Below are 20021 nucleotides of genomic sequence, written 5' to 3'. Positions count from 1 at the left end.
CCGCGGCCGATATGTCGCTCAGCCGACGAACCGTCCCTCCATCGTGTCCTGGCGCAGTGAGATGCCGGGCTTGATCGCGATGCTGCGGCCGGGCCCGACGACGTCCGTGCTGCCGTCCGGCCGACGCACCGTGAAGTCCGACGCGGTGCGGTTGGTCAGGCCGAACACCCCTGCCCGCGTGGGGTGTTCGGTCACCTCGGCGACGACGGCGGTGAAGTCGTGCCGCTTGGGGTCGCTCTCGCGGTGGTGCTCGTACAGCTTCGCCCCGGGGGTCATCAGGATGGTTCGGGGAGCGCGTGAGCCGGTGCCCGGGACCGTCACCTCGAGGCGGACCGGCGAACGCAGCGCGCCGCGACACTTCCAGCACGTACCGTTCCCCGGCGACGAGACATCGGTCATGTTCGCTCGGCCGCATCCCTGACAGGGCATCACCAAGTCGACCAGGCGCGACAGCATGTCCCGCCACTGCCCCTCCCGGACCCGGTCGTTCGGCGAGCCCAGCCCGACCGTGAACACCGACTCGAAGAGCGCGCGCAGGCCCGCCGGCGCGGCGCTCCAAGTGTGGATGACGGTGTCCTGCTCACCGGGCAACGGACGGTTGCGGTCGTCCTTGGGGTCGAAGACGAACACGGGATCGCGGCCGAAGAGCTTGGTCTTGGCCTGGCCGTCCAGGCAGCGGATCTGCAACTCCAGGCGCCCGCACAGCGGGTGATGATTCATCAGGATCATGAACAACAGCACCGCGAGCGCGTGCAGGTCGGTCTGGGTACAGGGCTGGGCGTCCGGGTCGGCGCGAACCAGCTCGGGGGCCATGAAGTCCATCGTCCCCGTGATGGTCACCCGCTGACCGTCGGCCACCGCGTTGTCGTTGTCGCAGACCAGCACGTCACCGCTGCGCGGATCCAGAAAGACGTTACCCCAGGAGATGTCGCGATAGGCGACTCCGGCCGCGTGCAGTCGGCGATATGCCTCGACGAGGTTGACACACGCGGTCAGCAACGCCGGATAGCCGGCCGCGACGCGCCGGCTGAGCAGGTCCGGCAGACCGACGAATCGCGCGCCGCGCACGTCCATCAGGTAACCGAACCCGTCGGTGTTCTCGACGAGGGTCTGCGGCCACAGGAAGCGGTCGTCCGGGGAACCGCGTTCGATCAGGTCCAGCACGATGTGGCGTTGCAGTGCGGCGTCGGCCGAGGGGAAATACCACTTCAACGCGCGCTCACCGGCGGTGCTGTCGACCCGGTACACCTCCCCCTGGCCTCCGCCGCCCAGGAAGTCGCGCACCGTGATGGGTTGCCCGTCCGCGTCGGTCAGGGTGTGTCCGGAAGTGAACATGCCGTTCATGCGGTGATTCCTTGTGGTCGGTCGGGCCCGTGCGCAGACTCCCGCGCGGGCTCGTCGTCGGTCGAGGACTGGGGAGCGAGGCCGACGTCGGTCGAGGACTGGGGAGCGAGGTCGACGTCGGTCGCGGATCCGGGCGCGAGATCGACCTCGGCCGCCGATTCCCGCGCAGGTTCGGCGTCCGGCCCGGGCTTCGCCCCCTCGTGCCGATCCGGCCCGCGGGGCGCCGCCTGCGGCACCGCCGCGGTGGGCCACAGCAGTGCGACCGAGGTGTCGTCACCGGAGTGCCGGGCCGCTTCGCCGAGCCAGTGCGGCAGGTCGCGTTCCAGCAGACGGTCGGACCCCTCGGCACGCAAGCGTTCGAACACGCCCCGGGCGAACGCCAGGAAGCCCGGTCGGTCCACGAAACTCTTGGACAGGCCGTCACTGGAGAGCATCACGAGCGCGGGCGGCCGGCTGCCCTGGCGCAGCGGCACCCAGTGCACCCGCATGGACCGCCACGCCTCGGGTCCGCACAGCGATTCAGTGGCCTCGCCCAGGACCACCTCGCCCGAGTCCAGCGGAGTGGTGCACGTGCCGTCCGCGTCGATCAGCACCAGGTCCCCGTCGCCGAGTTGCCAGCACACCAGCAGCTCGGGCAACGTGAGCGCGCCGATGAAGGTCGATCCGTACAGCGTCGACGGCTGTTCGGCGCGGGGCCGGGTGGGATTGTTCCAGTGGTGCAGGGCGACGTGCTCGCGCCACGCGCGGACCAGGTCGCGCGGAAAGTCGTGGACCAGGCGGCCCCGCGCCGCTGCGGTCAGCGGCCGACGGCCGTCCTCGGCGTGCTCGGCCCACAACCGGACGAGGGTCGCGCCGAACAGCTCGACCGCCACGCGGGCGCCGAGGTCGCTGCGGACGTACGCCGCCGATCCGTGCCCGTCGGCGACGGCCGCCCACTCGGCCGGCGGGTCGGTGATCGTGCCACCGCCCACGCCGTCCTGGTTGCAGCGCTTGCCCAGTCCGGAAACGGTCGCGGTGCCGTGCTGCCAGATGTGTCCGCTCACCACACGTCCGCGCCGTCGTCCTCGACCGGCTGCGGCGGCGTCCACTTCGCGGCGCCGAACGGGGCCGGTGTGGACCCACCGCCGGCCGGGGTGGAGGCCGCGCGTACCGCGACGGTGGACACCCAACGGATCGCGGACGCGAGCTGCTCCGCGTCGTTGACGTCGAGCAGCGGTGCCTCGGGGTTGCCCAGGAAGGTGCGCAGCATCGCGCGGTCGGCGTCCTGGCCGATGGCGATCGCCACGCGCAGCGCGCGTTTGCCCCACGGCGTCGCGTCGAGTTGGGCCAGACCTGCGCGCCAGTCGTCGGTGGGGCCGCCGTCGGACAGCAGCGCGAGCACCGGGGGCAGGGCCCGCTCGGTCATCGGCGGCATCGCCAACTCGGCGGCGGCGAGCCGAAACGCGGCGCCCATGTCGGTGGCGCCGGAGGTCTTGACGTCCGTCCACGAGAAGTTCTCGACCGGTGTCGGTCGAGGCAGGTGCCAGGTCGCGCCGTGGGAAAAGGTGAGCACCCGCACGAGCAGCGACGCGGCGGGGTTCTCCTCGGCCGCGTGGCGCATGTCCGGGATCGACTCGCGGACCGCCCAGTTCAGCGAGGCGATCTTCTCGCCCTGCATCGAGCTGGAGCAGTCCAGCAGGAAGAAGAAGTGCAGCGGGCGGCTGGCCATCGGGCCGCCCGGCATGTCGTCGATCAAGAGCCTGTGCCTTTCGTGAACACCAATGCAAGGACGATCGCCACGGCGATCACCACGAGCCAGGAGAGCCGGAGCAGGACGAGTACGACGGTACGAGAACGAGACGCTCGGCTTTCGAGGTACCGACTGGCGTGCGGTCTCATCCGGCGACCTCCGCGGTGGAGTCGGCGCCGATCCGAGGGTGGGGAACCGCCGCCGACGTGGGTGGTTTTCGCGCTCCGTCGAGGAGCCAGTGCAAAGGCTCGGCGACTCGCGCCAGTTCGCCGGCGTCGCGGGCCGGCCCCGACGCCGCGAGAGCGCTCACCGACCAGTAGCGGATCCGGCCGAAGTCGTGTTCGAGCCCGCGGACGAGGTTGCCGAGTCGGTCACCTTCACACAACCAGTCGCGAACTCCGGTGTCCGCGCCGGGCATCAGCCCCAGGTCGGTCAGCGCGTCGCGTTTGGTGACGACGACCGCGACCGGGGTGCGACGCCGCCGCTTGCCGAACGCCGCGAGTTCGCCGGTGAGTCGCTCCACGGTCCGGGTCGGGTCCTCGGCGGCCGGTCGGGCGCCGGTCGCGGTCGCCAACTCGGGCGGTGACAGGTGCTGTTGTACGGCGTTCGCCGCGAGGACGTCGACCACGAGCAGCAAGCCGCCGGCCCGCGCGAGGTAGCCCTGTTTGCGGACCCGATCGCTGTGCGCGTACGACTCGCCCATCGGGTCGTAGAGGTACAACAGCCGTTGTTTGCGCCCCTGTCCGACGTACAGCATGACCGCCGCGGGCAGCACCGCCGTCGTTGCGCCCGGCAGGGTGCCGGCGCGCAGGTTGGTCAGCATCCGGCCCATCTCGCGCTGGTCGTCGGCGGTGGCGAACTCGGCGCCTGCCAGGGCGCCGGCCGTGTCCGGGCGCCCGAGCGCGTCGAGCAGGGACACCACGAGCATGGTTTTGCCCGCCGAGGAGCCGCCGATGACGGGGATGTGCACGATCCGGCAGTCGCCGAACCCGCGGGGGAGGTCGCGCTTGCACGACGGGCAGGCGCCGCGCTGAAGTCGCCGTCCGGTGAACGGGCTCGACGACACCGGCGCGCGGCACACCGCGCAGAAGTGGCGCAGCAGGCCGTGCCGGCCCGGTACCGCACGCGGCTGCGCGTGGCCGTTCTCGCAGTGGTAGATCGCGAGTGGGATCACCTTGTAGCACCCGGGGTGGGGGCAGCCCAGGACGATCCCGCGTAGTCGCTGCCCGAGCAGGTCGGCGCCGCCCAGGCCCGCCGCGAGCAACGCCCGGGCGGCGCACACGAGTGCGATCAGGACGACCAGCACGAGGGTCGCGACGAGCGCGAGGACGACGGCACCGGCCACCGCGGCCGCGGCGCCGATCGCGCAGGCGGCGCCGATGGGGAAGGTGAAGACGAGCGCGTAGCCACCGAAGTCGACCCGCGTGGACGCCATCGGCGCGACGCCCGAGCACAGCCAGGTGATGTTGCCCTTGACCCCGTCTGCGCGCAGGCATGCTGCGGCTTCGGCCCTGGCGGCCCTGGATCCCGTGCGCAGGTCGAGCCAGACCTGCCGTACCCAGTACGACCGATAGGCCGTTTCCTGGTCGACCGGCAGCATTCCGGTCGGGGGCCGGCCCGTGGGCACGGCTCGTAACACGTTCGCGAACGTCGTCGAACCGCGCACGAGCAGGAAGATCCCGAGAACGACCCCGACTCCGACCACGATGATCGGGCCGAGAACGAAGACCGCGACGAACAGGTAGGCGATGACCAGGGCGATGGCGACAAGGACGAGCCCGACCTGCATCAGCTGTCACCTCTCGGCGGCTGCGGGCCGCGCCAATGTGGGCGTGGGTGGGTGGGGCCCGCATCGGAGGCGTGCCCCGGGGACGGCGGGACCGGATCGGGCTGGGAGCCTCGACCGCTGCGGAACTTGTTCAGGATCCCGCGCTTTTCGAACAGGGTGCGCCATTCCCGCGCGAGCGCGTCCCCGGACAATCGGGCGACCTCGTGGGCTCCGAGTTCCACCATGTCGGCCTGCCTGCCGTCCTGGGCGATCTTGACCAAGGCGTCCTTCTCGATCCTGGACCGAACCGCGTGCCACGAGGAGGCCGGCGAAGCGTGCGTATCGGCCTTGCGCAGCGCGACGAACCAGCGGGCCGCGGTCTGCGGCGTCAACGTGGTCCCCCGTCGCCAATCGGAATCGGACACGCCCTTTCGATACAGCCCGACCAATTCGTCGTCACCGCTGTGCGCGAGTGCGCTCAGTTCGAGTTCGTTGGTGAACGCCGGCGGGGAGCGTCGGGCGAGAAGGTAGTCGATCACGGCTTTGCGCGCGGTCGACGCGAGCACAGGCCGCGTGGAGATCCGCCGGATGAGTTCCACGGTCTCCTTGACCACGAGGTTGCGCGGCCCCCCGTCGCGCAACGTGCCCAGCAGGCAGACCAGTTGTGTCTCCGGGGTCAGTTCACCGATCTTCCGCCGCTCCAGTTCGTTCGCGAACAAGAAGGTGTTGGGGCCGGGTTCGCTGTCCTGACGCACGGGTTCCTGGAGTTCGGCCGCCAGGCCGGCCGCGCGCAGGTCTGCCGTGGGGACCTCCGTGAGCAGTCCCATGGCGCCGTCGAGGGTCAGTTGTTCACCGTCACACATGATCCGCACGGCGTGCCGGACCAGTTCGACGCGTTGCTCGTCCGGGAAGTCGCGGCGCCACACCTCGCCGAACAGCGCACGATCACCGGTGACCCCCCTCGCGCGGGCCAGTTGCCCACGGGCGGTCATCCACAGCCGATGCCGAGCCCCGGCCCGATCGCGCACGAACTCGGCGAATTCGCCCCGGGCGAGCAGTTCGCGCACCTCCGGGCGGTGGCCCGCCTCCCGTTGGTCCAACTCGTCGAGCACGAAATCGCGCAGCTTGACGTGGCGCGTGCCCTTGAGGAAGTCGAGAGTGTCGAGATCCTCGGTGAGCAGGTCGCTCGCGAGCAGATCGGCGAGCTTGACGAAGGCGTTGCCGTAGTCGACCCCGAAGCGGTCCCCCATCCGCAACGTCCTGGCCGCCGCACCGGGCTCGCCTCGGCGCCGGCCGTGCGTCAGTTCGCCGATGCGGCGCTCCATCGTGGAGTGCATCGCCCGGTTCAGCCGCTCCAACGCCGCCGGATCGCGAATCGCCCGGTCGATCTCGTCCGGGCTGCCGAAGTCGCCGTGCTGTGACATGCGTACGATCGCGGTGACGCCCAACTCGTCCCGTTCGGCCGCCGGCAGTTCGGGCCCGAGGGTCTCCACGACGATGCCCAGGGTCTCTTCGGAGAGCTTGTCCTCGTGCGCGACGAGCGTCGCGGCGACTCCCGCCCAGAACGACGGCTCGCCGTCGCCGATGTGCCCGCGCAACCAGCGCACGGCGTGGTCGACGTCGTCGATCCTGCCTTTCGAGAGGTCGATCGCGGCCCACCGCCCGGCCTGGTCGGCGCTTTCGGGGCCGCCGGGCGCGTCCGGATGGCCGGCGGCGAGTTCGGCGACCGCGGTGGTCTCGCCGGTTGCCCACAACTGCGCGAACTGCCGCGAACGCGCGTCGGTCGACGGGGGGCTGGTGTGCCGGGCGGCGGACCCGTGCACGCGGTACTGATGGTTGACCTCGGTGTCGGAGTAGGCGAAATCCGATCCGGGGGCGATGCCGACGATCTGCTGGACGGCGAGGTAGGGACGGCGGGTGTACGACGTGAACGTCAGTCGTTGCGCCTGGGCCGGCTCCAACGAGGCCGTCGCGAGCGCGATCCAGTACAGGATGTCCTTCGGGTCGCCCTCGCACACGATGATCTGCCGCGCGTCGCCGTCGCCGAAGAGCCGGAACACGTCGGCCAGGAAGGGCGCGAGGCGATCCTTGTGCCGAGCGGCGAACTCGGCGAGGCGGGCCGGGGACGGGGCGGTGCCCGCGGGCAGTTCGTCGAGCGTGGTGGCCGCTCCCCCGGTGGGGAGTTCGTCGCGCCACAGCGGCGACCACGCGCTCTCCCACGGAGCGCGGCCGAAGCGGCCGTCGTGGGCGTACAGCGCGTGCGCGTGGAAGTTGCCCTGCCGCCCCGAATAGTCCTGTCCGACGTAGCGGGTTCGGCACAGCACCGCCGCGCCGGTCGGCAATCGGGTGTGGCTGAACGAGATCGGGAAGGCGGCGAGCTCGGTCGCGGTCGGTACCGTCGCGAGGCCGTCCGGGGGTTCGTAGCGCAGGAGTTGCTCGATGTGCCCGCGCGTGCCGGCGTCCACGTCGGGGTCGATCGAGGTGAATTGGAAGCCCGAACCGCCCCCGGGCCCGTGCTCCACCGAGCTGTAGTGCATCTGACGGATCGTCATCGTACTTTCCTCCGAACGGGCACCAAGCCGAAGCGGGCGAGCAGCCACAGCAGCGGATCGGCCACGCGCAGCGGGTGGATCCCGTGCGCCGGCGCCCGCCCCGGGCCCTGCGGCGTATCGCCCAGGGCGGACACCGCGAAGTACCTCCAGTCCTCGAAGTCGGTATCCAATTGCCGCGCGAGCGCGCCCTGTTGCCAGTGCGTCATGAGCGCGGACACCTCGTCGTGCACCATCGCCAGATCGTTCGGGTCGATCCCCTCGCCGACGGGTGGGCCCGGTTCGTGCAGGCTGAGTCGATGGCCGGCGGGCAGCGCGGCGTCGAGGGCGTCGACCTTGGACAGTGCGACGGCCAGCGGGACCGAGATGCGCTTGCGGGTCGGCAGTCCTCGTTGGGCGCGCAGCGTCCGGGCACTTTGCGCGGCGATCCGGTCGGGCGCGGTCTCCTCCGGGGGGAGGTCGCCGCCGGCCGCGCCGACCAGGTCGCGTACGACGGGCAGTTGGAGCGGGTCGCACAGCAGCAGGATGCCGTCGGCGGCGCTGAGGTAGCGGGCGTAGCGCTGGGTGGCGGCCTCGGTTTGCAGGTCCTCACCCGCGGCGTCGAAGAACGCGAGGACGACGTGCCGCGACCTGCGGCGGGATCCGCGCCGCCCGGGGAGACCGAGTCGGAACAGGAGGGGATCGGTGAGTTCCACCGCGGCGGGCCTGGTGGTCGCGGGGAGGGCGTCCTTGACGTACATCATCCGGTGCATGTCGTCGTAGCGATCGCTGGAGGCGTCGTCCATCGGCGACAGGGCCGAGCCCAGTTGCTCCCCGATCCTGGTGCGCAGTTCGTGGACCAGCACGGTGATGTAGGTGCTCTTGCCGGCGCTCTTGGGCCCCACGAGCGCGATCACCTTGGTGCCCTGGCCGCTGTAGTCGGCGGGCAGGTCCCGGTGGCATTCGGGGCACAGCCGTTGGGTGGTGTGGCCGCGGCAATCCGGGCACTCGACCGCTCCGCGGCGGGCCTTGGCGGTGAAGATCGGGCCGCTGTGGATGCCGCCCGGCCGGTGCAGGGCCGCGGCCTGTCGCGGGTCGGGCACGGGGGCGCAGGGTTGGGACCCGGCGATCCCGACGGTGTTCATCAGGCAGCGGTACGGCAGCGTCGCCGGGTCCGTCCCGGAAAAGCAGTAGGGGCACACCATCTTGGCCATGTCACGTCACCAATAACGTTTCCGTGGACGGATGTTCGAGTCGGCACGATGCGGCATTGGGCCCGTCGAGGAATGCGCGCAGGTGACTGGGGCGAGGCAGATCGCGTAGGTCCACCCGGATGTCGAGCGGTCGATCGGGGTCCGGGCACGCGTCGGGAAGTCGCAGCAGGACCCGGCCCTGTTCGACGGTGAGCGGCATCTCGCGGCCGGGGCGGGCGAGCAGGGTGAGCCCGACCGGGCCCTCGGGCCGACCGTCGATGGTGATCACCACGGTGGCCCGGCGATCGCGGGCGAAGAGGTTGGGCTTGCGGATGCGGTAGCGGACGGTGCGCCGCGCTCCGAGCGGGACGGCGCGGGCGGGTCGCACCAGCACGTCGGCGTCGGAGGTCACGATCGGCCGGACGGTGATCCGGCACGTCGAGGCCGCGGCGATCGGCAGGTCGACGCCGCGGACGCGATACTCGGCGCGGGCCACCACGCGCCGTCCGGTGATCGGCAGTCCGTCCTGCGTGTGGCCGTGCCAGTCGATCTCGACGCGCTGGGTGGTCGCGGGCCACGTCCACAGCACCCGGACGACCTCGGCGACGTGTTCGGCGCGCAGTTGCTCGACGGGTTCGGCGACCTCGACCCGAAGTCCGGGGCCGGCCACCGTGAGCGGGCCCCGGCGGGTGGCGAAGCCGAGCGTGCGGATGCCGTGCGGGTGCAGGCCGAAGTCGTGGGGTGGTTCCACCGGGTCGCCCACCGTGCCCGAGGGAAGCGGACGGCCCGGCTCGGGGGCGGCGCCGTCGTCGTACCACCGGGCGTGCACGTGGCCTCGGGCCGGCTCGGTCCAGGTGACCCGTACGGTGCCCGCTTCGTCCGCGTGGGCGTCGAGCAGCTCGACCGGGTCGGGCCACGCGCGTACGACGGTGTTCGCCGAACGGCCGGTCGAGTAGGCGAACGTCCCGTCCGGGCAGCGGTACGCGGCGACGGCGAGATAGTGCCACGCGCTGTCCTCGGGCAGCCCGGTGTCGGCGAAGCCGCGTTTGTCGGCGCGCACCGGCACGTCGGTGCCGTCGCCGGGGCTCGTCGGCGGGTGATCGGCGCGGCGGGTGACGCGTATCTCGGCGCCCGCGGGCGGCTCGGCCCACCGGCCGCCGATCCCGCCGCGGATGGGTTCCAGGTACAGGTCCGGGAGTTCGGGAGCGGTGGACACGGTCGCCGTGGTGGCCCAGGCTCCGGCGACTTCGTCGCGCCGAGCGGCCACGAGATAGCGAATTCGGCGGCCCGGTGGTGGGGTCGTGTCCTCGAAGCGGGGCACCGAGACGGTGCCCAGTGGCTCGGCCGCGGCCTCTTGCCCGGGAGGATGGTCGTCGGCCAGGCGGGCCACGGCGTAGTCGATGTGTCCGCCGGCTTCGACGTGCTGCCAGTCGAGCGTCACCCGGTCGCCGCCGAATCGCGCCCGGACCGCCGGCCCGGGCGGAGCGTGCCGGGTCAGGCCGTCGTACGCCGGGCCGTCCGCCCAGCGCTTCCACAGTCGCGTCCACACGGTGATCGCGGAGTCGGTGTCGCCGGCCGCCTCGGCACGCGTCGCGATGTTCGTGAGCCGGTCACGGACCCGACCGGCCCGTTCGATGTCGCGACAGACCCGGTCGAGGACGTGGTCGACCCGCTGTTCGGTGAGCCGCTCGGCCAACTCCCGTGCCCGGGCGAGCGATCCGGCCTGCCATACGCTCGCCAACGACTCGGCCGCCTCGCGGTCGGCGCCGGGCGCGCTCGCGACGGCCGCGGCGGCGATGTACGGGATCTCGTCGGGGTGGATGCGCAGGTGTGCGGCGCGCGCGGTCACCACGGCCCGGCCGCGGTGGCGCTGAAGGTCGCGAACCAGTTGGTAGAGCACGACTCGTCGCACCGCGAGCCGATCGTGCTCCAGCGCCGCGCACAGCGCGGTCACCGCGGGTGCGGCGGTCGAAGGCCCGTGCCAGGCGCGCAGGAAGGCCGCGTCGACCGGCTTCCACGAGAGCCCGTTGCCCGGCACCCACACGCCGTCGAGTACGCGCAACGTCGGGGCGTCGGGGGCGAGCAGGTCGAGCAGGTGCACGTGCGCGTGTTCGGCGAGCAGGGCGTCGAGATCCTCGAAACCGACCAGATTGGGAAAACGCGGCAACACCGGCGCTCCCCCCGACGCCCCCGTACTCAACGCTCACTCCCCCCGCATCGCCGGCCCGGGCCCGATCGACCGGTGCGTACCGACAACACGCGAGCACCGAACGTAGCGGAACGCTCGGTTTACCACCACCACCGAGCCCGGCGGATCGTCACCGACCTGGGACGGCCGGCGGCGCACCCGAACACGGCCCCCGGCCCGTGGATCCCACCGACCCACGACGACCGGCCACTGGGCCGAACACGGTCCCCGGTCGGAGGATCCCCCGCCGACACGTGACAGCGACCGCTCAGCCGAACACGGTCCCCGAACTCGCGGTGTTCGCGGCGCGCCTGCGGGAGAACTCGCCCAGGTCGATGGTCAGTCCGGTGTGCCGGCCGGTGAACCGCACCGGCTGCGCGTCGTGGTCGACGCCGCTCTCGACCCGCTCGATCAGCGTGGCCATCAACTGCCCCACGAGCGGGGCGTTCTTGAACTGGTTGCCGCTCGTGCCCATCGCCACATAGAAGCCGTCGAGGTCGGTGCGGTCGTAGATCGGCGTCCAGTCGTCGGCCACGTCGTAGACCCCGGCCACGCCCCGCGCGCGGTTGGGCACGGCGAGCCCGGTCAGCCGCCGGGCCGCTCGGGTCACCTGCGTCTCGAAGACGGCCTGCGTCGGGTTCGGGTTCGCGGCGTCGGGATCGTCGATCCATTCGAGCGGGTCGCACGCCGGTTCGGTGCCGCCGACGAGCAGCCCGCCGCCGACCTCCCCGCGGATGTAGGTGCCCAGGTCCAGGTCCGCCACCGTCACCCCGGCGCCCCCGGCGGGGTTGTAGCCCGCGGGCGCGCGGACGTAGCCGACCTCCTGTCGCATCGGCCGCACCTTGACGGTGAAGTCGGCGCCCACTCCCGCGAGTTCGTTGAGCCCACTCGACCAGGGACCGGCCGCGTTGACCACGCTCGCGCAACCGAGCCTGGTGCCGTCGTCGAGGACGACCGTACGCACCCTGTTGTCCGAGGATTCGACCGCGACGACCCTGCGCCGCAGCCGGAACTCGGCCCCGTGGCACTTCGCCGCGACGGCCAGATTTTGCGTCGCCGACTGCGGGTCGCCGATGTAGCCGGCGTCCGGGGTGAAGATCGCGCCGAGCGTGCCCGACGCGTCCGCCCAGAAGCCGTCGTCGTCGAGGCGCTTGGGCGGCCCGTACCGCCCGGTGTCGATGCCCGCGATCCCGGCCGCGAGCGTGGCACCGTCCCATTCTTCGTACGGCACACCGACCGCGTCGAACAAGGACACGAAGCCGGCCCGCGGCGCCGCCTCGGCGTCGAGCATCGCGAAGCCGGTGCGCTGGAACCGGACCAAGTCCCCGACGTCGCAGCCGAGATGCTCGCGCCAGTCCCGCCAGCAAAACGACGCCTCCCACGACGCGGCCACACCGGCGTACGTGGAGTAGTTGAACCGCACCACGGCGCTCGACGCGCTCGTCGAGCCGAGACCGAAGCCGCCCGCCTTGTCCACCACGGTCACCCGTCGACCCGCTCGGGCCAGTTCCAGCGCGATCGAGCAGCCCATCACGCCTGCCCCGACCACTACGACGTCCGTGCTCATCCGGCCCACCTCATTCGTCCCGGCCGACCCGGCCTTCCCTTGAGTCGGCGCCGTGTCGACCCCGACCCAAGGTGCCCACGCGGGTCAGCCGCGAAGCCGAGCCATCCACGACTCGATCTCGTCCGCGCCGCGCGGCAGCCCGGCCGACAGGTTCCGGTTGCCGTCCTCGGTCACCAGGATGTCGTCCTCGATGCGTACCCCGATGCCGCGATACTCCTCCGGCACGGTCAGGTCGTCGGCCTGGAAGTACAGCCCGGGTTCCACGGTCAGACACATCCCCGGCTCCAGCGCACCGTCCACATAGGCCTCGGTCCGCGCCACCGCGCAGTCGTGCACGTCCAGGCCGAGCATGTGGCCCGTGCCGTGCAGCGTCCACCGACGCTGGAGTCCCAGTTCGAGCACGCGCTCCACGGGACCTTCGACCAAACCCCACTCGACGAGGTGCTCGGCGAGCACCCGCTGCGCCTCGTCGTGGAACTCCCGGTACTTCGCGCCGGGTCGCACGGCGGCGATGCCCGCCTCCTGCGCGGCGAACACGGCGTCGTAGATCCGCCGCTGGAACTCGGTGAACCGGCCGTCGACGGGCAGCGTGCGGGTGACGTCGGCGGTGTAGAGGGTGTGCGTCTCGACGCCCGCGTCCAGCAGCAGCAGGTCGCCCGAGCGCACCGGGCCGTCGTTGCGGACCCAGTGCAGCGTGGTCGCGTGCGGGCCGGCCGCGCAGATGGAGCCGTAGCCGACGTCGTTGCCCTCGATCCGCGCCCGGAGGAAGAACGTGCCCTCGATGTAGCGCTCCGACGTCGCCTCGGCCCGGTCCAGGACCCGGACCACGTCCTCGAAACCGCGCACGGTCGAGTCGACCGCGGCCTGGAGTTGCCGGATCTCGAAGTCGTCCTTCACCAGTCGCTCGTCGGCCAGGAAGACCCGCAGTTCCTCGTCGCGCTCGGCGTCGAGGCGCTCGCCGAGGGCCGCCTCCAGGCCCGCATCGTGCCCACGCACGATGCGCACGCCGCCGGCCGCCTGGGACACGTCGTCCGCGGCCTTGCGCACGTCCCGACACGGCAACCCGTACAGCAGTTCGCCCTCGGACAGGCCGGGCCGTCGACCGACCCACAGTTCGCCCTGGCCGTCGAGCCAGAATTCGCCGTTCTCGCGGTTCGAACGAGGCAGCAGGTACAGCACCGCGTCGTGACCGTCGGCGACGGGTTCCAGCACCAGCACGCCGTCCTGGGTCAGGTCGCCGGTCAGGTACGCGTACTCGGTCGAGGCCCGGAAGGGGTATTCCGTGTCGTTGGACCTGGTCTTGAGGTTGCCCGCCGGGATCACCAGGCGCTCGCCCGGGAACCGGGCGGAGAGCGCCGCACGCCGTCGGGCCGCGTTCGGGGCCTGCTCGATCGGCGCGAGGTCACCGCGCTCGGTGTCGGCCCACCCGGCGCGCATGTTCGCGGCCAACTCCTCCGAGAGGGCGCCGTACAAGCCGTTCTTACGCTGCTTGATCGGCTGCGCCTGCTCCTCGGACTGCCCGTTCTCGGCACCCACGACGACCTCCTTGGCTCGAACCTGTCGGTTCTGTCGGTTCTGTCGATTCCATCGATCTTGTCGATCTTGTCGAATCCGTATTCCGGCGACACGCGCCGATTGTGTCGGCCGCTTGTCGATCGTTTGTTCACACCCATCATTCCCGACCCGTCGACCCGGCCACGCACGGGCGGGGGCCGAGGCGGGTCGGGGCGCGAGCAGAGAAGGCGGCAAGGGGATCCGGGGGCCCGGGCGGGCACCAGTCGGCCCGGGTCCACCCTGCGGCTCAGCCGTTGCCGTGGACGGCGTTCCACCCGTGTTCGAGCAGGGCGAAGGCGCTGTCGATGCCGGGGCGAGGGTCGTCCCGCCCGTCGCCGAGGGCGGCGGTCCCGAGCGCGAAGCGGGCCAGCGCCGCGCACGTGAGGTCGTCCTCCGGGGCGTCGACGTCGGCGGCGATGGCGTGCGCGAGGGCGGTCTCGTGACGCATCCACATGCGCCGCCCGTACTCCTTGAGTACGGGGGTGCTCTCCACCAGTTTCCGGAAGGCGGCCTTGTCGGGGCCGTCATCGGCGGAGGGCATGGCCATCTGCACGAGCCGGTCCCGCAAGGCCCCGGGGATCGACCGGCCCGGTTCCCGGTCGCGCACGGCGGCGACCAGCCGCGCCTCGACCTCGAAGTCCCGGTCGAAGACGAGCGCCTCCTTGCCGGTGAAGTGCTTGAAGAGCGTGGTCGTGGAGACGTCGGCGGCGTCCGCGACGTCCTTGACGCTCACGTGCTCGTAGCCCCGTTCGAGAAACAAACGCAGGGCCGCGTCGGCCAGCGCCTGGCGGGTGGCGGCCTTCTTGCGCTCACGGCGCCCCATCGTCGGCTCGGTCATGACCGAAGCCTAACGCCCTGGGTTATCCGAGTATGAAAGTTGCCTCGTTGCACCTTTGCCGCACGGGCCCCGGCCGAGGCGCGCCGACCCAGACGTGCCCATCGAGGCCGGGCCCCCATCGAAGCGGGACCCGTCAAGGCCGGACCCGTCGAGCCGAACCACCCTGGCAACCGAGTGTTTCCCTCGTGGGCGGGGCGGGGTCCTGGCGAGTATGGATCGGTCACGGGATATCTTGATGTCAAGCAATCTTGCGGACATGGAGCGGAGCATCCTGTGACTGACCCGACCATCATCTACACGCACACCGACGAGGCGCCGGCCCTGGCGACATACTCCTTCCTGCCGGTGATCCAGGCGTACGCGTCGACGGCCGGGGTCACTGTTGCGACCCGTGACATCTCGCTGGCCGGGCGGATCATCGCCGGCTTCTCCGACCGCCTCGAACCCGCGGAGCGGGCCGAGGACGCCTTGGCCGAGCTCGGTGAGCTCGCCAAGACTCCCGAGGCGAACATCATCAAGCTGCCCAACGTCTCGGCCTCGATTCCGCAGCTCAAGGCCGCGATCGCCGAGCTTCGGGAGCAGGGCTACGCGCTTCCGGACTACCCGGACGACCCGAAGACCGACGAGGACAAGGACGTCCGGGCGCGCTACGCGAAGGTCCTGGGCAGCGCCGTGAACCCGGTGCTGCGCGAGGGCAACTCCGACCGCCGCGCGCCCGCGTCGGTCAAGAACTACGCCCGCAAGCACCCGCACCGCATGGGCGCCTGGACGGCCGACTCGAAGACCAACGTCGCGCACATGACGACCGACGACTTCCGCTCGACCGAGAAGTCCGCCGTGATCGCCGAGGCGGGCACGCTGCGCATCGAACTGGCGGGCGACGACGGCAGCACCACCGTGCTGCGCGAGTCGATCCCCGTACTCGCGAACGAGGTCGTCGACGCCTCGGTGATGCGCGTGGGGCCGCTGCGCGAGTTCCTCTCGGCGCAGGTCGCCCGGGCCAAGGCCGAGGACGTGCTGTTCTCGGTGCACCTGAAGGCCACGATGATGAAGGTCTCCGACCCGATCGTCTTCGGTCACGTGGTGCGCGCGTTCTTCCCGCAGACGTTCGCCGAGCACGGCGAGGCGCTCGCCGCCGCCGGCCTGACCCCCAACGACGGCCTCGGCGGCATCCTCAAGGGCCTGGAGACGCTGCCCGAGGGCGCGAAGATCAAGGAGTCCTTCGAGGCCGAACTCGCCGCCGGCCCGGCGCTGGCGATGGTCGACTCCGACCGCGGCATCACCAACCTGCACGTACCGAGCGACGTCATCGTCGACGCCTCGATGCCGGCGATGATCCGCACCTCCGGCCACATGTGGGGTCCGGACGGCCAGGAGGCCGACACCCTCGCCGTCCTCCCGGACAGCAGCTACGCGGGTGTCTACCAGGTCGTCCTCGACGACTGCCGGGCACACGGCGCGTACGACCCGGCGACCATGGGCTCGGTGCCCAACGTCGGTCTGATGGCGCAGAAGGCCGAGGAGTACGGCAGCCACGACAAGACCTTCGAGATCCCCACCACGGGCACGGTGCGCGTGCTCGACGCGTCCGGCGCCGTCGTGCTGGAGCAGGCCGTGAGCGCGGGCGACATCTTCCGCGCGTGCCAGACCAAGGACCTGCCGATCCGCGACTGGGTCAAGCTCGCCGTCACCCGCGCCCGCGCGACCGGCAGCCCGGCGGTGTTCTGGCTGGACGAGGGTCGCGCCCACGACGCGAACCTGATCGCGAAGGTCAAGACCTACCTGGCCGAGCACGACACCGACGGCCTGACCATCGAGATCATGTCGCCGGTCGAGGCGACCGCGTTCTCGCTGGAGCGCATCCGCCGCGGCGAGGACACCATCTCGGTCACCGGCAACGTGCTGCGCGACTACCTGACCGACCTGTTCCCGATCCTGGAGCTGGGCACGAGCGCGAAGATGCTCTCGGTCGTCCCGCTCATGCACGGCGGCGGCCTGTTCGAGACCGGCGCGGGCGGCTCGGCCCCCAAGCACGTCCAGCAGCTCGTCAAGGAGAACTACCTGCGCTGGGACAGCCTCGGCGAGTTCCTCGCCCTGGCGGTCAGCTTCGAGCACCTCGCGCAGTCCACGGGCAACGCCCGCGCCCAGGTCCTGGCCGACACGCTCGACCGCGCGACCGGCACGTTCCTGGACGAGGACAAGTCGCCGAGCCGTCGCCTCGGTGGCATCGACAACCGCGGCAGCCACTTCTACCTGGCCCTGTACTGGGCGCAGGAGCTGGCCGAGCAGACCGACGACGCGGCCCTGGCCGAGGCGTTCGGCCCGCTCGCGCGCACCCTGGCCGAGCAGGAGCAGACGATCGTCGCCGAGCTGATCGCGGTACAGGGCTCGCCGGCCGACATCGGCGGCTACTACCGCCCCGACGCCGCCAAGGCCGCGGCCGTCATGCGCCCGTCCGCCACCTTCAACAAGGCCATCGCCACCCTGGCCTGACCCCGAACGACCCCGAACCGCCCCGACCGGAAGCCACCCGGCCGGGGCGGTTCCACGTCCACCCCCGTCCCACCTCAGTCGACCGCGGCGCGCCGCCGCTCGACGCTCCGAGCCGCGGCCACGCCACCGACCGGGCCGAGCACGGCGACCGTGGCCAAGGCGATCGGCACGGGCAGTACGGGCTGTCGGATCACGACGACGACCAAGAGCACCGTGACGGCGAACGCGAGCATCTCCAGCGTCACCCACGACGTGCCGTCCGCGCGGACCGGCAGCAGGTGCCCGAGGAGCAGCGCCACCCCGAACGACACCGCGCACAGAGCGAGTCCCGCCGACGCCGTGCCCGCGGACAGGTCGGTGACGAGCAGGGCCACGACGTACTCGGCCACCAGGGTGGCCGCCACCAAGAGCACGGTGGCGATCGTGACCGGGGCGAAGGTCTGCCGGCCGGTGCGCCCCGTGGTGCCCAGGAGCGTGCGCAGGCCGCGGGTCACGCCGTGCACGAACGCGGCGAGCAGACCCGGCAGCGCCAGGAGCATCGCGGTCCCCCCGGTGAAGGCGATACCGGTCACCCCCTGCGCGAAGGCGGCCGCGGCGGGGGCGAGCGACGCGGCGCCGACCCACATGCGAACGCCCGGCTCTCGCAGCGCGCACGACAGCACGGCACGTGTGACGGCGAAAAACGGCCGCCCGGAAACGGCGGAGCCGGCCCCCACCCCCACCGCGAACCACCGAGGCCCGCCACTCCCGCCGGCCCGACCCCGGGGAGCCGGCAACAGGACCGTGCACCCGATCATCACGGCGCACCCGACGACCAAAACGCCCGTCGTGACCGGGGTGAGCCGGCCGCCGTCGTACACGCCGGCCAGGAACCGCCGCAGGCCCGTCACCGGCGCGTCCGAGTTCTTCGGGCGCAGCGTCGCGAACGACCACACCGCGAGGGCGATCATCGCGCCCGCGCCGATCGGCCGGCCCGCGCCGGCGGGGATGCCCACGACGACGAGGAGCCTGATCGCCAGGGCGTGCAGGAGCCGGCCGGCGAACAGCCCGAACGCCACCACGAGGAAGCACCCGACCCCGATCAGCACCACGTGACCGGCCGAGGGCGCGGTGTCGAGCGACGCGGTCGTCAAGGGCACGCACCCGGCCGCCGCCATCGCCAGGAAGGCGCACAGCACCGGGAGTTCCTCGCCGAGCGCACGGGCCGAGGCGGTGGCGCGCGTGGTCGCGAGGAAGCCGTCGAATTCGCCGTGTTCCGGGAGCAGCAGGGCGGCGAGGGCGGCGAGCAGCACGCCGACGCCGACGGCGGCCGCGCCCAGGGTCGCGTAGACGAAGTCCGGGGGGAGGCCGCTGCGCGAGGGGGCGCGTCGGGTCGAGGCGAGGATCACGACGAGGTCGCCGCCGACCACCACGACGAGCACGGACGTGGTTACCACGCGATAACGGGTTCGAGTGCCCAGTGCGGAGATCAGCACGTTGCGCCACCCCCGCAGGACGGCGTGCGCGACGGCGAGGACGACGCGTACGTGGTGCCGCGTGCCGCGCGCCGGCCCGATCCGCCGCGCACCGGACGGGCGTTGGGAACCGGCACCGCGGCCGTCGACGGTCGCGGTGGGTTCGACGCGGTTCACCACCCGGACACCCCTCCCCCGTGGCTTCGCACCCGGTCCGTCGTCACAGCCCCAGCGCCCCGATCCGCGTTCGCGCGACGGCGACCTCGTCGGTGAGGCCGGCGGCGCTGAGGTACAACTCGGTGAGTCCGCCCGGCTGTTCGGCGCGCAACGTGTCGAGCGCGCCAAAGCGCACGAGCCGTCCGGCGCACACGATGGCAATGTCGTCGCCGATCACCTCGGCGGCCAGGAGGTCGTGCGTGGCGACGAGCACGGTTCCGTCGGTCTCGACGAAGCGGTGGAGCAGCGCGGTCAGTACGGTCGCGGCCACCGGGTCCAGACCTCGGAGCGGCTCGTCCAGGACCCACAGGGCCGGACGTTGGCCCAGCGACGCCACGATCTGGAGTTTGCGTTTCATCCCGTGCGAGTAGGCACCGATCGGTCGGTCGATCGCGGCGTCAAGGCCGAGCAGGTCGACGAGTTCGTCCACGAGCGGCTGGTCCCAGCGCGCGTGCGTCGCGGCGAGCAGCCGCAGCGCCTCGCGTCCGGTGAGCGCGTGCGGGAGCGGCAGGTCGTCGTACACGAAGCCGATCAGCGCGGCGGCCGCCGCCTCCGCCGGAGCGAGGCCGCCGACTCGGATGCTCCCCTCGCTCGGCCGCACCATGTCGACGATGCCGTGGACGAGCGTGGACTTGCCTGCGCCGTTGGGTCCCAGGAGGCAGGTGATCCGGCCGGCGAGGATGTCGAGGTCGACGTCGATCAGCGCACGATGGCGGCCGTACCAGTGTGAGACGCCGCGAATCTCGACCCCGACGCCTCGCGTTTCCCGGGTCCGGTCTCGGGCCGCGTGCTCGGTGCTGTGCATGAACCTGTTCGCCTCTCGATGGCCCGCCCACGTGCGCCGGCCGCACGCGACCCGTCGGCGCGGCCGACGTCGGATCGGGCGCGGCGGTGCGCGCGTCCGGTACCGCGGTCTCAAGTTAGCGTCGCCGTGGGGGAGTTCGCGATCGAATCGTCGAGTCGGGCGCTGCGGCCCGCGGCCTCAGTCGCCGTGCAGGGGCCAGGCGTCGATGTCGCGGTAGTGGATCGGGCCCGGGCCGCGGCCGATGTTGCTGCCCACCAGGTGCAGGCGTCGGGCGGGCCACGGGCGGCCGGCGAAGCCGGCGAGTGCGTCGGCCGCCGCCGCGATGCCGTCGAGGTTGTCCCGGC

At 71.8% G+C, this 20021-nt stretch carries 13 protein-coding genes and 1 pseudogene; 1 reads left to right on the top strand and 13 read right to left on the bottom strand.

All coding sequences use genetic code 11. From position 1 onward, the window contains the following. Positions 1 to 18: 18 nt before the first annotated feature. The 10 genes from GT354_RS45090 to GT354_RS45045 form a co-directional block, all read right to left on the bottom strand. Positions 19 to 1344, bottom strand: a complete 1326-nt coding sequence (locus GT354_RS45090) for a protein kinase (RefSeq protein WP_161363145.1) — start codon at positions 1342 to 1344, stop codon at positions 19 to 21. Further along, the gene (locus GT354_RS45085) at positions 1341 to 2387 is read right to left on the bottom strand and encodes a protein phosphatase 2C domain-containing protein (RefSeq protein WP_346012465.1); all 1047 of its coding nucleotides are present in this window, start codon (positions 2385 to 2387) and stop codon (positions 1341 to 1343) included. Before GT354_RS45085 ends, GT354_RS45090 begins: the two co-directional genes overlap by 4 nt. Beyond that, complete coding sequence (locus tag GT354_RS45080) at positions 2384 to 3052, bottom strand: tellurium resistance protein (RefSeq protein WP_161363159.1); 669 nt, start codon at positions 3050 to 3052, stop codon at positions 2384 to 2386. Before GT354_RS45080 ends, GT354_RS45085 begins: the two co-directional genes overlap by 4 nt. Positions 3053 to 3218: 166 nt before the next feature. Next, positions 3219 to 4862 carry a hypothetical protein gene (locus GT354_RS45075; RefSeq protein WP_161363141.1) on the bottom strand — a complete coding sequence of 548 codons (1644 nt, stop codon included), beginning with the start codon at positions 4860 to 4862 and terminating at the stop codon, positions 3219 to 3221. Beyond that, positions 4862 to 7393, bottom strand: a complete 2532-nt coding sequence (locus GT354_RS45070) for a GTPase-associated protein 1-related protein (RefSeq protein ID WP_161363139.1) — start codon at positions 7391 to 7393, stop codon at positions 4862 to 4864. Before GT354_RS45070 ends, GT354_RS45075 begins: the two co-directional genes overlap by 1 nt. After that, positions 7390 to 8583, bottom strand: a complete 1194-nt coding sequence (locus GT354_RS45065) for a hypothetical protein (RefSeq protein ID WP_161363138.1) — start codon at positions 8581 to 8583, stop codon at positions 7390 to 7392. Before GT354_RS45065 ends, GT354_RS45070 begins: the two co-directional genes overlap by 4 nt. 1 nt (position 8584) lies before the next feature. Then, a complete protein-coding gene (locus tag GT354_RS45060) occupies positions 8585 to 10732 on the bottom strand; it encodes a hypothetical protein (protein WP_161363136.1) in 2148 nt (715 codons plus the stop codon). A gap of 286 nt (positions 10733 to 11018) precedes the next feature. Next, complete coding sequence (locus GT354_RS45055; RefSeq protein WP_161363134.1) at positions 11019 to 12317, bottom strand: FAD-dependent oxidoreductase; 1299 nt, start codon at positions 12315 to 12317, stop codon at positions 11019 to 11021. An 84-nt stretch (positions 12318 to 12401) separates the two neighbouring features. Further along, positions 12402 to 13853 (bottom strand): aminopeptidase P family protein, encoded by a 1452-nt coding sequence (locus tag GT354_RS45050; RefSeq protein ID WP_161363132.1) that lies wholly within the window; start codon positions 13851 to 13853, stop codon positions 12402 to 12404. 265 nt (positions 13854 to 14118) lie between these two features. Continuing rightward, a complete protein-coding gene (locus tag GT354_RS45045) occupies positions 14119 to 14709 on the bottom strand; it encodes a TetR/AcrR family transcriptional regulator (RefSeq protein ID WP_202513015.1) in 591 nt (196 codons plus the stop codon). Positions 14710 to 14982: 273 nt separating this feature from the next. On the opposite strand from GT354_RS45045, the gene GT354_RS45040 reads away from it, so the two are divergent. Continuing rightward, positions 14983 to 17202, top strand: coding sequence for an NADP-dependent isocitrate dehydrogenase (locus GT354_RS45040; protein ID WP_161363131.1), 2220 nt, complete (start codon positions 14983 to 14985; stop codon positions 17200 to 17202). A gap of 74 nt (positions 17203 to 17276) precedes the next feature. On the opposite strand, the gene GT354_RS45035 is transcribed toward GT354_RS45040, so the two are convergent. From GT354_RS45035 to GT354_RS45025, 3 genes and pseudogenes are all read right to left on the bottom strand, one after another. Next, positions 17277 to 18833: a hypothetical protein gene (locus tag GT354_RS45035; RefSeq protein ID WP_161363128.1), complete on the bottom strand. Its 1557-nt coding sequence runs from the start codon at positions 18831 to 18833 to the stop codon at positions 17277 to 17279. 43 nt (positions 18834 to 18876) lie between these two features. After that, positions 18877 to 19677: an ABC transporter ATP-binding protein gene (locus GT354_RS45030; protein WP_161363126.1), complete on the bottom strand. Its 801-nt coding sequence runs from the start codon at positions 19675 to 19677 to the stop codon at positions 18877 to 18879. Between the two features lie 177 nt (positions 19678 to 19854). After that, positions 19855 to 20021: pseudogene (locus GT354_RS45025) on the bottom strand (RNA 2',3'-cyclic phosphodiesterase); the annotation flags it as partial.

The sequence above is a fragment of the Streptomyces sp. SID3343 genome (genome assembly GCF_009865215.1).
Lineage (GTDB): Bacteria > Actinomycetota > Actinomycetes > Streptomycetales > Streptomycetaceae > Embleya.
Note: the sequence above shows the minus strand (reverse complement) of the source record. Positions and strands in the feature narration are given on the sequence as shown.

Coding starts and splice junctions, on each gene's coding strand:
- GT354_RS45090 (WP_161363145.1), bottom strand. CDS start 1,344: ATGAACGGCATGTTCACTTCCGGACACACCCTGACCGACGCGGACGGG.
- GT354_RS45080 (WP_161363159.1), bottom strand. CDS start 3,052: ATGGCCAGCCGCCCGCTGCACTTCTTCTTCCTGCTGGACTGCTCCAGC.
- GT354_RS45075 (WP_161363141.1), bottom strand. CDS start 4,862: ATGCAGGTCGGGCTCGTCCTTGTCGCCATCGCCCTGGTCATCGCCTAC.
- GT354_RS45070 (WP_161363139.1), bottom strand. CDS start 7,393: ATGACGATCCGTCAGATGCACTACAGCTCGGTGGAGCACGGGCCCGGG.
- GT354_RS45065 (WP_161363138.1), bottom strand. CDS start 8,583: ATGGCCAAGATGGTGTGCCCCTACTGCTTTTCCGGGACGGACCCGGCG.
- GT354_RS45055 (WP_161363134.1), bottom strand. CDS start 12,317: ATGAGCACGGACGTCGTAGTGGTCGGGGCAGGCGTGATGGGCTGCTCG.
- GT354_RS45045 (WP_202513015.1), bottom strand. CDS start 14,709: ATGACCGAGCCGACGATGGGGCGCCGTGAGCGCAAGAAGGCCGCCACC.
- GT354_RS45030 (WP_161363126.1), bottom strand. CDS start 19,677: ATGCACAGCACCGAGCACGCGGCCCGAGACCGGACCCGGGAAACGCGA.